The sequence below is a fragment of the Mariniflexile fucanivorans genome, from assembly GCF_004341235.1.
GTDB classification, from domain to species: Bacteria; Bacteroidota; Bacteroidia; order Flavobacteriales; family Flavobacteriaceae; genus Mariniflexile; species Mariniflexile fucanivorans.
Genome location: NZ_SLUP01000004.1, coordinates 388,085 through 402,833 on the forward strand (window position 1 = coordinate 388,085; position 14,749 = coordinate 402,833).

Annotated in this window: 7 protein-coding genes; all 7 read left to right on the forward strand. The window is 33.0% G+C overall.

Annotated elements, in window-relative coordinates; all coding sequences use genetic code 11:
• Window positions 1-25: 25 nt before the first annotated feature.
• The 7 genes from EV196_RS10665 to EV196_RS10695 all read left to right on the forward strand — a co-directional run bounded on the left by EV196_RS10665 (window position 26) and on the right by EV196_RS10695 (window position 14,719).
• Window positions 26-3,196: a SusC/RagA family TonB-linked outer membrane protein gene (locus EV196_RS10665; RefSeq protein ID WP_165876145.1), complete on the forward strand. Its 3,171-nt coding sequence runs from the start codon at window positions 26-28 to the stop codon at window positions 3,194-3,196.
• 22 nt (window positions 3,197-3,218) lie between these two features.
• Window positions 3,219-4,679: a RagB/SusD family nutrient uptake outer membrane protein gene (locus tag EV196_RS10670; protein ID WP_132217740.1), complete on the forward strand. Its 1,461-nt coding sequence runs from the start codon at window positions 3,219-3,221 to the stop codon at window positions 4,677-4,679.
• Between the two features lie 36 nt (window positions 4,680-4,715).
• Complete coding sequence (locus tag EV196_RS10675) at window positions 4,716-6,392, forward strand: fasciclin domain-containing protein (RefSeq protein WP_132217741.1); 1,677 nt, start codon at window positions 4,716-4,718, stop codon at window positions 6,390-6,392.
• Between the two features lie 239 nt (window positions 6,393-6,631).
• Entirely contained in the window at window positions 6,632-8,296 is a 1,665-nt protein-coding gene (locus tag EV196_RS10680) for a fasciclin domain-containing protein (protein ID WP_132217742.1), read from the forward strand.
• Between the two features lie 83 nt (window positions 8,297-8,379).
• Complete coding sequence (locus EV196_RS10685) at window positions 8,380-9,906, forward strand: fasciclin domain-containing protein (protein WP_132217743.1); 1,527 nt, start codon at window positions 8,380-8,382, stop codon at window positions 9,904-9,906.
• A gap of 34 nt (window positions 9,907-9,940) precedes the next feature.
• Window positions 9,941-13,054, forward strand: a complete 3,114-nt coding sequence (locus EV196_RS10690; RefSeq protein ID WP_165876146.1) for a SusC/RagA family TonB-linked outer membrane protein — start codon at window positions 9,941-9,943, stop codon at window positions 13,052-13,054.
• Between the two features lie 42 nt (window positions 13,055-13,096).
• Complete coding sequence (locus EV196_RS10695) at window positions 13,097-14,719, forward strand: RagB/SusD family nutrient uptake outer membrane protein (RefSeq protein ID WP_165876147.1); 1,623 nt, start codon at window positions 13,097-13,099, stop codon at window positions 14,717-14,719.
• The last annotated feature ends 30 nt before the right edge of the window (window positions 14,720-14,749 follow it).

The window sequence follows — 14,749 nt, forward strand, 5'->3', positions numbered from 1 at the left end:
GTTTGCATTGTTTTCAATGTACAACATGTCAGCACAGTCTAAAACAATTATAACAGGTGTAATTACCTCAGAATCAGACAATATGCCCTTGGCTGGAGCGACAATTGCTGAAAAAGATAAAAATAATCGTATCATTAATGGTGTGGTTGCAGATTTTAACGGTAATTATTCCTTAAGAGTCTCAGACCAAAATAATACCATAACCTTTTCTTATGTAGGTTTTGTCACTAAACAATTAGTTCCAGGAACAAAGACCCAATTTAATGTTGCATTAAAAGAGGATATCTCTGAATTGGATGCTATTGTAATACGAGGCACCAGAAAGGTTTCTACAGGTGATTTTGAAATAGATAAACGCCGTATAGCTACAGCTATTGAAACTGTAGATATGAAAGCGATTAGTGAAACGGCTTCTGCAGGTATTGTCGATCAGTTACAAGGACGCTTAAGTGGTGTTGATATTGTAGCGAGTTCTGGTGAGCCTGGTGCAGGAATGTCCATAAGAATTCGTGGAACTTCTTCCTTAAACGCATCTTCAGAACCTTTAATAGTTATTAATGGTGTGCCTTTTGAAACAGAAATTGATGCTCTTTTCGATTTTGGTTCTGCTGATGAACAACAATATGCAGCCATGATTGGGGTATCACCTGATGATATTGAGGAAATTTCAGTATTAAAAGATGCCGCAGCAACCGCTCAATATGGTTCGCGTGCAGCTAATGGTGTTTTACTTATTAAAACAAAAAGAGGTGCAAAAGGTAAAGCTAGATTTTCTTATAGTTACAGAGGTAGTGTGGGGTGGCAGCCAAAAGGTATACCAATGTTAAATGGTGACCAATACTCAACCTTAATAAAAGAAGAGCTTACTGCAGTGAACGATTTAGTGAGTCGTCCACAAATTGAGTACGATCCAAGTTACGAACAATACAACCTGTATAACAAAAATGTAGATTGGCTTGACGAAATTACCCAATTAGGTAATACACACGAAAACTTTTTAAGTGTATCTGGTGGTGGTGAAAAATCTGCTTACCGTGTTTCTGGAAGTTACAAAAGCCAACAAGGTACTACACTAGGGAGTAATTTGGAGCAATTTACAACCAGAACCGTTTTAGATTACAACATATCAGATAAAATTAAGATTTCTACTGAATTGTCTTATACGCATGGATCGTTAGATAAGTCCTTTACATTGAATAAAATAGGAATTAGGGAATTGGCTCTTAAAAAGATGCCTAATCAATCTATTTACGAAATAGATGAATTTGGAAACCCAACCGATGTGTATTTTACACCTTCAGATGCATTTCAAGGTAACGGATCTACTTATTATAATCCTGTAGCCATGGCAAAATTATCAAAAACGAATACAGAAAATAATAGAATATCACCATTATTTAGACTTAGATACACGCCAATGAAGCAATTAATGTTCGATGGCTATGTGGCATTCGATATTAATACAGATAAATCTTCAAGTTTTATTCCTGAAGCCGCTTTTGGTGCAGCATGGACAAATGCTAATGCTAACCAAGCTACATTTTCTGATGCAGAATTTTTTGTAATGCGTACGGAAAACAAGGTGGTTTGGAATCCAGAATTAGGTGAAAATCATTCTATTTTTGCAAGTGGACTGATTCAAACGTATGAAAAAACAAGTCAAGGATATGCTATAGAAACTAGTAATTCACCTAGTAGTTTAATACAAACACCTATTGCACAAACTAGAATAGAAGGTTCTGGAAATTCATTGCAATCTACATTCACACAAAACAGGTCTTTGGCTTATAACTTTGCGTTTAATTACCAATATTTAGATCGTTATATCTTAAGTGGAGGTGTGCGTTCCGAAGGAAACTCGAAATTTGGTAGTAGCTATAGATATGGAACGTTTCCTAGTATAGCAGCTAAATGGATATTTTCAGATGAACCTTTCATGAAATCTTTTGAATTTATTGATGAGTTAGGCCTTAGAGCTAGTTATGGTGTAAATGGTAACTCACCAAACTTTAACTACGGTCAATACAATACGTATTCTACTTATAATTATAATTATCTTGGCGAGCGTCCCGTATTACCAGATAATATGGAGTTAACCGATTTAAGATGGGAAACCATCATACAAAAAAACTTAGGGCTTACCTATTCCTTCTTGGATAACCGCATTAGTGGAGATTTAGAGTTTTATGAAAAAGAAACTAAAGATTTATTAGGTAAAAATACTAAGATACCTTCAACATCAGGTTTTTCAAGTGTACCTTATCTTAATCTAGGAAATATTACTAATAGAGGTTTCGAGTTAAGTGTAAGAACGCGAATAGTTCAAACCGAAGATTTTTCATTGGAGTTTAACTTCAACGTTGCCCGTAATGAAAACCTTATTACAAAAATTACGCAAGCAGATGATAATGAAGCTGGTGATTTTAGATCTACTGGTAAAGATGGTTACTTAAAACGAATTATAGAAGGAAACCCTATTGGCTCTTTCTATGGTTACCGTTATTTAGGTGTGTATAGCACAACTGATGAATTGGTTGCACGCGATGGAAGTGGGGAGATCATTTACGATTTAAATGGTGTGCCTAAAACAATGGTGTTCAATGAAAGTAGAGCGTTTCAAGCAGGTGAGGCTAAGTACGAAGATGTAAATAAAGATGGTAGTATAGATGGTTTAGATGTTGTTTATCTTGGTAATGCCAACCCTTTAATGTACGGTGGTTTCGGTCCAACAATTAGGTATAAAAACGTAAGTTTAAATGCATTCTTTAACTTTAGATATAACCAAAAAGTTATAAATATTGCTAGAATGGAAACTGAAAGTATGGATAGTTATGATAACCAAAGTACAGCAGTTTTACGCCGTTGGAGGTTTGAAGGAGATGTAACCGATATTCCTAGAGCTGTTTTAAATAGCCCAGTAAACACACTGGGGTCAGATCGTTTTCTTGAAGATGCTTCTTTCTTAAGAATGAAATATATTACCTTTAAATACGATTTGCCAAAAGCTTTTTTACAAAAAATTAACTTTAATAGTGCATCTGTATTTATTACAGGAAACGACTTGTTAACCTTTACAAAATATTCTGGACCAGATCCAGAAACAGGTAATAGTAGTAACTGGAAAGAAATTGGTTTTGATGACAGTCAAACACCAAGATCTCAACAAATAACTTTAGGGGTTAATTTGTCATTCTAAACTGAAACATTTAAAAAATATTATGAAACGAAACATAATTAAAATATACGCAATCATTCCAATACTTTTTATAACATTGTTTTCATGTGATACGTATTTGGAATTGGAACCACAAGATAGTTTAATACAACAAGAGTTTTGGAAAAACAAAGAACAGGTTTCTGCGGCTCTTGCAGGGTGTTATGCCTCAATGAACCAGTCCGCTTTTACTGAGAGAGTATTATTGTGGGGAGAATTAAGAGGTGAAATGCTGGTTTCTGCTAGAGCAGGAAACAACTATTTGAACATGCTAAAAAACTACATGTTCCCTGCTAATGGATTTGTTGATTGGAGTAGTTTTTACAAAACCATTAACCATTGTAATTTAGTTTTAACTTTTGCAGATGAGGCTCAAGCAAACGATTTGTCTTTTTCTGAACAAGAGTTAAGTAGAATTAAAGCTGAAGCCATAACCATTCGTGCTTTGGTATATTCTATACTTGTAAAAAACTTTAAAGAAGTACCATTGGTGTTAATTGCTACATCAAGTACAGAAGCAGATTTTTATCCTCCAAAAAACACAGAGGAAGAAATTATAGCACAAATTACAGCAGATCTTGAAGCAGCAGTAGATGGGCTTAGTTTAGGCTTTGCACAATCTACCGCACACGATAAAGGTAAAATGACTAAAGGAGCTGCATTAGCAATTTTAGCCGATATCTATTTATGGGATGAGCAGTACGATAAATGTATTGATGCTACTAACCGACTTGTAGCCTTAAATAAGTACAGTTTAGTGAATGGTGCAGATTGGTTTGATAGTATATTTTTCCAAGGCAATTCTCAGGAAGGCATTTTTGAACTTCAATTTAGTGATATCAATACTACTTTAAAAAATTCATTTTATTATGGGAATCCTACATATTTACCATATAACGGAATACAACAATTGTATAGCGATTTTCCAGATGATGTAAGAGGAAACCTTGGTACTTTTGATAGAGACTTTAACAGTGTATTTAAGTATGCAGGCGTAAATAATCTTGGTTTTTATAGAGCTGAAGATCAGTTTTATAACACACTGATATTTTTTAGATATGCCGATGTTTTATTAATGCAAGCAGAAGCCTATATTTTATCTACAGATAATAAAGATTTAGATAAAGCCTATACGCTTATAAACCAAGTACATGAACGTGCAACGGGAATTCCATTAGAAGCAGCTCAATCAGAGGGCGATTTGTTAAGTGCTTTATTAGTAGAGCGCCAAAAAGAATTCGCCTTTGAAGGTAAAAGATGGTACGATTTATTACGCTTTGCTAAGCGAAATAATTTTGAAAATCAGTATCTTATGCTAGATTTGGCATTTGAGAAAGCGGGTCCTGATGATTATGATCAAATTTTAAGTTATTATACAGATACAGAATCTTATTATTTACCAATTTATCAAAATGAGATTAATTTGAATCCTAATTTAATTCAAAATCCGTATTACGAAAACTAATACAAAAAAACTAAAACTAAATTAAAACTATATATTATGAGAACTAATAAATTTATTACTTGGCTAAGCATGGCCGTATTAATTATGGTCGTCAGTGTAGGGTGTAAAGACAAACTGGAAGATTCAACGTACTTTACATCAGATGATTTGAGTGTTATTCAAACGTTGGAAGCAAATCCAGAGGTGTTTTCGTCTTACGTTGAGATTCTATTAAAAACAGGATCTTATAATGCCCTTAAAAGTTATGGGAATTATACCTGCTTTGCACCAACAAATGAAGCTGTAAAAACCTTCTTAAAAGAAAAATTTAATGTAGAAACGGTTGCTGAAATTAGCAGTCCTGAAGATATTGAATATTTAAGAACAGTTGTGAAATTTCAAACCATACCAACTGGTAGAGGTACAAGTGGTTTTGTTGAAGGAAGAATTTCAGATACCACTTATACAGGAGATTTCCTTACAACCTCATTTTTAAAAGGTGGTGGTATCGCTAATGTTGAAATTAACAGAGAAGTTGGTTTGACGGAATACGATATAAAAGCTACTAACGGTATTATTCATGCTATTAATGGTGTATTACATCCTTATGTAGATCCGGTAACTGTTGTTATGGAAAAAGCAGGCAAGCATACTATTTTTGTTGAGGCCTTAAAGCAAACAGGTTATTTTGATAAACTTTCTGTTATTTATGATGAGACGGGTTCAAAAAATAGTTTTACCGTTTTAGCAGAATCAGACGAAGTTTATGCTCAAGAAGGTATTAATTCTTTTGATGATTTGGTAAATAGAATATCACCAGGTGCTTTAGATTTTAGCGACTCTGAAAACGAATTAAATAGATTTGTTGCTTATCATGTAGCCGAAAATTTCTTGTATTCAATAAATTTTCCTAATGAAGGTTTTATAACAACCATATTACCAAGAAATGCATGGAAAGTTTTTAAAACAGATAAAGAACTTAAAATAAATGAAACAGAAACTGGTGTTGATGATACCTGGACATCTTTAATAAGTGCAGGAAGCAACCTGCCGGCTAAAAATGGCGTTTATCATACAGTAGATAAATTAATGCCCATTTTTACACCAAAAGCGAAGTACCTTATTTTTGATTTGGTAACAGACCAACCTGAATATCAACAGGGAATAGTGAAAAGTGGTGGGCAATATACTAGCGATGTTTATTCGGGTGTAAGGTGGTATCCTGAAGGTACTAGACGTTTTTGGAAACGTGGTAAAGAACTTAACTATAAAAACTCATTTTTTGATGTTGGTGGTTATGCTTGGATTGAATTTGATACCCCAATAATACCTAAAGGAAAATATGAAATGTTGATATTAGGTAATGGAGGTAACAACGCCAGGGCTATAATACAAGTATATTGGGATGGTGAGCCAATAGGATCCCTTTTTGATATGACTAAAAAAGGAACAAGTATAGGCTGGCCAGATGAAGCCATAATGGAGTCTAATGGATGGCGTCATGGTTATAAATGTATTACAGATAACAAAGGTAATATCCAATATGACAATAGTAATAAAAACAGGTTTATTATAACCAAAGAGTTATTATGTCCAGAACAAAAAAGCCATGTTGTGAGGTTACAAGCGATTAAAGCAGGTAATGGAGGTTTAGATTTTATAGAGTTTATTCCTGTTATAGACAATGCGCCGGCCGATGATTCTTCTTGCCCTCCTAGTGGAGATGGAAGTTAGGAAATTAAGAATTTAAGATCCTGTAATTTAATAAGATAAATAATTAAAAATTTAAAATGAGTATTAGAAATATGGCAAAGTAAATTTCAAAAGCTTAAAGTAGTACCTAACCTTGTGAAGGAGAAAGCAAGGTTAGCAGTACTCCAAAACAATATAAGCAATTTTCAGCGCCTTATTTTATTCTCCATTGTATTAAAAAAAAACATTTAACCCTAATTTAATTCAAAACTCATATTGTTATGAAAACAAATAAATTTATTGCTTGGACAGGAGGGATTGTACTAATATTGCTTAGCATAGTTAGTTGCGATGATAAACTGGATGGAACTACGTTCTTTACCAGTGATGATATGACAATTATTCAAACATTAGAAGCTAACCCAGAGAAGTTTTCTTCTTATATAGAAATTTTAGAAAAAACAGACTTTTACAATGCTTTTAAAAGCTACGGAAATTATACTTGTTTTGCACCAACTAACGAGGCTGTTAAAGCCTATATAAAAGAAAAATTTAATGTAGAATCTGTAAGCGAAATAACGAACCCAGAAGATATTGAATTTTTAAAACTAGTTGTAAAATTTCAAACCATAAAAACCGCTAGAGGAACTAGTGGCTTTACAGAAGGAAGGCTTGCAGATACAACGTATACTGGCGATTATCTTACCACATCCTTTTTAAAAGGAGGCGGTATAGCTAACGTAGAAATTAACCGTACTGTAGGACTGGAAGAGTACGACATAAGTGCTAGTAATGGTATTATTCATACTATAAACGGTGTGTTAGATCCTTATGTAGATCCAGTACCTGTCGTTTTGGATAAAGCTGGTAAACACACCATTTTTGTTGAAGCGTTAAAACAAACAGGTTATTATGATACGTTTTCGGTTATTTTTAATGAGTTTGGTTCAAAAACAAACTTTACCATTTTAGCTGAATCTGATGTTATTTACGCTCAAGAAGGTATCAATTCGTTTAATGATTTGGTAGAGAGATTTTCACCTAATGATACTGATTTTACCAATCCAGAAAATGAATTGAACAGGTTTGTTGCATACCATGCCACTCAAAACTTCTTGTATTCTAGGAATTTTCCGGATGATGCGTTTATAAATACCGTATTAACAAGAAATGCTTGGAAATCATTTAAAACAGATACAGAACTTAAAATAAATGAAAGCGAAACAGGAGAGAATGATACCTGGACGTCATTAATTATTAGTGAAAGTAACTATCCTGCTAAAAACGGGGTTTACCATTCTGTAAACAGATTACTTACCGTATTTACACCAAAAGCAAAGCACATTATTTTTGATGTGGTTAGCGACCAACCCGAATACCAATCTAAATTAGTTAAAGCAGGCACAGGATATCCAGGTGGGACCTATGCAGGTATAAGATGGTATCCAGAAGCTAATAGACGCTATTTACAACAATCAAACAGGATAAACTTAAACAATAACGTTTTAGATGTTGGTGGTTATTCTTGGATAGAATTTGATACACCAGTAATACCTAAAGGAAAATATGAAATGTTAGTATCTAGTAATGGTGGGAACAATGCTAGAGCAATTCTTCAAGTATATTGGGATGGTGAACCAATTGGTTCTCTGTATGATTTAACAAAAAATGATGCTAAAAAAGGATTTCCAGATGAAACACTTATGGAAGCTAATGGATGGAGACATGGTTACAAATGTATTACCAATAATGCAGGTGTAAGTCAATATGATACTGGTGCAGCAAGTAGGTTTATTATTACTAAAGAGTTACTATGCCCAGAACAAAAGAGTCACGTTATTAGGTTTACAGCTGTTAAGGCAGGAGGTAGCCCTTTAGATTATATAGAATGGATACCTGTGGTTGATAATGCACCAGCTGACGATTCAAACTGTTATAATGATTAGAAACTATTAAACTAGAAGGAATCCAATTTGGATAACCCATTGGATTCCTTCATATTAAGAAAAGAATAATTAAACAATTTATAATGAAGAACAAAAACATTTGCATATTTAATTTCAGTCGATTACTGGTAATCGTTTGTATTTTCCTTACAGTTAGCTGTAAAGAAGAAGCTTGGGATGACCATTACGACCAGCAAGACTCAAGATTGGAAAAGAGTATATTAACTGTACTGTCTGAAAACCCAGAATATTCAACATTTGTTACCTATTTAGAGCAAACCGGGTACAGTAGTCAATTACAAACATCGCAGGCGTTTACTGTTTGGGCACCAACTAATGCTGCTTTTGCAGAAGTGTCTAGTACCATATTAAACAATCCAGATTTATTAAAAGAACTCATTGGGAATCATGTAAGCTCATTCTCTTATAACACATCAAGTAATCCAGATGTACTGGTAAAGATGTTTAATAATAAATATGTTCAGTTTATCAATGCAAATGGAACCTCAACTTTTGGTGGTCTAAATTTAAAGGATAAAGACATGTTAACTGCCAATGGTGTTTTGCATACTATTAACGAAGTTTTGCTAGTTAGTCCAAATATTTGGGGATACCTTAATAATAATGCTAGTGAATTTCCTTCATTAATGGAATTTCTTACACAATACAACGAAACGATTTTCGATGAACAAAATAGTGTTAAAACAGGAACAAACTCATTAGGGCAATCTGTTTACGATTCTATTTTTATACCATCAAACACCTTCTTTAAAACCATTGGGGATTTAAGTTCTGAAGAAAGACGTTATACCTTTATTGGTTTAACAGAACCTGCTTATACGGGTATTTATGATACGTTTAAAGATTTCTATAACTATCCTGTTGCCGATTCTATAAAAGCAAATACGGATAGAACCATATTTAGTAATTTGAATTTTTTAGGTACAGCAGAAGAAATTAACGATTTAAGTGGCACACCAATATATACCACGACAGGAGGTTTAGTAACCCTAGACCCAAGTAGTATTACAGAAAATGTAGCTTTAAGTAATGGTAATGTATTTGTTGTTAATCAATTAAATTATGATCCAAAAAGTTTAATTTATAAAAATATACGTTATGAAATTGAAAATGCTGAAAGAAGAACCATTGGTGATATAGTCGCTTTAACAATTCAGAAAAAATTCAGTACATCTTCATCAGGTTTATTTTATAATACGGTTAGTTTAGACCAAAATCCAAATGCTGGATCAACTAATAACTATTTCGAAATAGCTTTTACCAATGTATTATCAGCGAGTTACACCTTACACTTAAAATTTGTACCTGTAGGAGCTTCTAAAAAGACTAAATTAAGATTTGAGTTTAGTTATACAGATGCTAATAAAAACAAAGTGGTTAAACAAATACCCGCTATAGAAGTTGGCAATCAAGAAGATGGTGTTATACAAATAGGGGATGTATTCGATATACCAGTATATATAAATAAGGAAGTAAACAATAATTATTCTGTAAAATTAAAAGTGTTTGTTGATGTTAGTGAGCCAGAGTTAATACTATACGATCGCAGATTTGGCATTGATTACGCAGAATTAAAACCTGTAGAATAAACCAACAAAAATTAATATGAATTATTATTTGACTATGATGAAATTAAAAAATACATATACCCTGTTTTGCATTTTATTTTTAGGGATTACTTTGGCATTACAAGCACAAGTTAAATCTGGGAATATTGTAACAGGATCGGTGGTAGATGCAGCCAGTAAACAAAAATTAGCAGGGATTAATGTTAGGATAGGTTCTTTTGCATCTGTACTAACCGATACAGATGGTAAGTTTTCAATAAAAATTCCAGATTCTAGAGCAACACTTATAATAAGCAGTCCTAATCACCAAACCAAAGAAGTTGCATTAAAAGGACGTAAAAATGTGGAGATTGCAATTTATAACAACGATTTTAACTCGTATTATAAAGCAGTTGATATGCCTGTGGGACAACAATCAAACGCATCTATTGTGAGCGCTGTAGCGACTAAAAAAGTGGATATTTCTACACCTAAAGAATCGGTAGCGAATATACTAAATGGAGAAATAAGCGGTACCAGAGCTATCATGCGTTCGGGTGTTCCTGGTATTGGAGCCAATATATTTATTAGAGGATATAATACTTTAAACGGTGCTACACAACCTTTAATTATAGTTGATGGGATGATGCTTGAAACAAATACCTTTACTAATAACTCTTTAATAAACGGTTATAGTTATGATCCTTTATCGGATATGAATCCAAAAGATATTGCTAATATTACAGTTATTAAAGATGCAGCATCTATTTATGGATCTAGAGGTGCCAATGGAGTTATATTAATTGAAACCAATAAAACCACAGATGTATCTACCAAAATAGATTTCTATGTTCAAGGAGGGTTAAATTTTGCACCTAAAAACCTTCCAATGATGAATAATAACCAATACCGTTCTTATTTATCAGATCAAGTAAAGAACTCGGGTCGTTATACAAGCAGTCAAATAAGCAACTTACCGTATTTTAACGAAAATCCTGCTTTTCAAGATTATCAAAAATATCATAACGCCACAGATTGGCAAAATGAAGTATTTAACAACGATTTTGTAAATGAGTATTACCTACGTGTAACAGGAGGAGATGAAGTTGCAAAATATGGATTATCTATAGGGTATTCATCTAACCAAGGGGTGGTTTCTAATGCGGATTTTAACAGGTTTACAACCCGTTTTAATGCTGAAACAAACATTACTGAAAGATTGTCGTTAAAAACAAACTTAAGTGTAAGTTATACAACACGTAATTTATTTGATGATGGTTTATTAAGTACATCACCAATTTATTCAGCGCTTAATAAATCACCATTTTTAGCGCCATTTATTCCAAATGCAGATGGTATTATAACAGAATCTTATGAAGATATTGATAATATAGGTGGTTTTAGTAACCCTAGAGCTATTACAGATAATGCTACGTTTCAAGCTAAAGATTATAACTTATATGGTCATTTAGATTTTGGATACAAAATATCAAATAATATGAATATACATTCTTTGATAGGTGTTAACTATATTAAAAACAGACAAAATGTGTTTTTACCAAATTTAGGGCTTTCTACCGAATATAATGAGTATGGAGATGCACAGGTAAGAACCTCGAAAGTAAATGCAGAAAGTTTGTTTGCTATTTATAACGATACAAGATTAAACTACAAATTAAATGTAGATCATATTCATGATTTCTCTTTTAATGTAGGGTTCCGTTTTAATTCAAATCAATATGAAAATTCATATTCAACAAGTGGTAACTCTGGAGATGATCAATTTACTTCTCTAGGAGATGGTGATAAATTAACAAATGTTACTTCAGGAAGTATAGGTAACTGGAAATATGGTTCTATGTACGGTAATGCAAATTATTCGTTTTTAAATAAATATTTTGTAAGTTATAATATTTCTGCCGATGCTTCTTCACGTTTTGGAGACGATAAATCGGTAGGTATATTTCCAGCAGTTAGTGCTGGTTGGTTAATTTCTTCCGAGGGTTTTATGGCAAACAACGCAACTGTAGATATGCTTAAATTGCGTGCTAGCTATGGTTTAACTGGTAACGATGGTATTGGAAACAACAATGCAGAATCTTACTTTGTTTCTACTAGATTTCTAGAAGGTGCAGGTCTTGTAAACGGCAATATTGGAAATAGCTCTCTTAGTTGGGAAGAAACAGCTAAAACAAATTTAGGTTTAGACATAGGTTTATTTAACGAACGTTTATCTTTTAACATCGATTATTTTAACAATGTAACCGAAGGATTGATTAACTTCAATCAAACAGATCCTGTTTTTGGGGGAGGAAGTTACATGTCGAATGATGGAAGACTTAAAAATATTGGATTAGAATTTAGTATGAATGCTCGTATATTCAATACCCCTAGTTTTACTTGGGATATTGGAGGTAACATTTCTACTTATAAAAATGAAATTACATCACTTCCTGGTGATAGACAAATTATTGATATAGAAGGTATAAATGCTACAATTTTAAATGAGGAATTTAGTCCATTAGGGTTGTTTTACGGTTATAAAACAGACGGAATTTATAACAATGCTGCCGAAGCTTCTGCAGATGGTTTAGTATGGAGAGATTTTGCAGGGTTTAATCAACCTTTTGTTGCTGGTGATGTTCGTTTTGTAAATACAAATGGCTCTGATAATGTTATTAATGAAGATGATAGAGTAGTAATAGGTAATCCTAATCCAGATTTTACTGGAATGTTTTACAATACATTCACTTATAAAAAACTGACACTATCAACTGTGTTCTCATTCAGTCAAGGTAACGATGTGTACAATGCTTTAAGATGGAAAACGGAATCTATGTCAGGTTTCTCTAACCAAAGTTTAGCGACGGTAAATCGTTGGACGGTCGATAATCAAGACACAAACATCCCACGTGCCGTATATGGAGATGCTGTTGGAAATTCAAGATTTTCAGACAGATGGATAGAAGATGGTTCTTACATCCGTCTTAAAACAATATCATTATCATACAGTCCAGAAATTTATAACGTAACGTTTTATGTTACCGCAAATAACATATTTACAATTACAGATTATTTAGGATACGATCCAGAAGTAAGTACTTCACAAACAAGTTATTTACAAGGTATCGATGCAGGGTTTACACCGCAATACAGTTCTGTATTAGTTGGTATTAGATTAGGACTATAATTTTTATTGAATATGAAAATTGAAATCATTAAAAAACAACAAATGAAACAGTATATAAATATTTTTTTAAGCCTATTTTTAATTTTAATATTATTTTCTTCTTGCGAAAGCCTTTTAGAGGTTGAACCCGAAGAAGTATTGTTAGAAGAAGACTATTTAGGCGATAATAAGTTAGATGCAAGATCTGCACTATTTGGAGTTCTATCACAATTGCAAGATGTTGTAGAGCAATATGTGGTGCTAGGTGAGATGAGAGCCGATTTAGTAGATGTAACCACGCAATCTGGAGACGATATCAGACAAATTAGTAATCATAACATAACAGCAAATAATAGTTATGTAAATCCCACAAATTTATTTTCTATCATCAACAATTGTAATTTTGCGTTAGCAGGTATAGATACTGCTGCTTACGATGGTATTTTAGAAGATGATTATGCGTCTATTATGCGTATTAGAACATGGGCACAAATGCAAATTTTAATAAATTACGGTAAGTTGCCTTATGTAACAAAACCAATTTCAACTACAGAGAATTTGGATGAAGAATATCCATTACTTACTTACGAGCAAGGGATCGATCAATTAATTCAAAATTTAGAATCTGTTGCAGGCATTGAAAATGTTACTAAATATGATGGCTCTTTAGGATACACCATATTTAATATGATACCAGATAATGATGTGCTTTTAGGTGATTTGCACCTTTGGAAAAAGAACTATGTAACAGCGGCCACTTATTACAAAGCTTTTTTAGATAAAAATGTAGCGAACGTTGGTTCTCTTTATAATTTATCGGCTTACACTGCAAATACAACACTTAGTGGAGGTAATTACACAGTAACAAACAGTTGGATATCTATTTTTGTTAACACAGCCCCAGCTTCGGCAGAAATAATTAATTATGTAGCATTTAGCGAAGATTATAGACAGCCAAATAGTGGTTATGATGTTTTAAGAACTCAAACAAAACCTTCAGCTTTAATAATAAATAACTGGCTATCTCAAGAGAGAAGTTATGAAGGAGTTGCTTATGTGTCTGAAATTCCAGGAGATAATAGACTTACAAGTTCTGTTATAGGGTACACCTATGAAACTCCTATAATCCGTAAGTATAATTATGAATATTTTTCATGGAACAGAGCGGCTAGAATTTATCTTCGTTTTGCAGAAGCAATTAATTATGCGGGATATCCACAACAAGCTTTAGCTATTGTTAATGGAATTTTTAATACTACCGATTCACCAAAAGATGCGCCTTTATTTTTAAATCCTGAAAGCTATTTGAACTTTCCGATAAATAAATATTATACAGCTAATTCTAGTGGGGTGCCAACTGCAGGTAACCAAGGGATTAGAGGTCGAGTTGATATGGCACCTGTAAGTGTAGATGCTACTTTAAATGAAGCTGATACTATTGAAGCTGTTGGGCAATTAATTCTTGAAGAAGCAGCTTTAGAGTTGGCTTTTGAAGGAACTAGATGGGAAGATTTATTGCGTTTTGCTATGCGTAATAATAACCCAAGTATATTGGCAGATGCTGTGGCAAGTAAATTCGCAGCAGCAGAAGATTTTGGAACAGCTAGCCAAGTTCAACAAAAATTAATGAATCCGGAAAATTGGTTTTTACCATTAACCATTCCAGAAAATTTTAAGTCTAACTAAACATAATTAGTTTACTTAATTAAATATGAA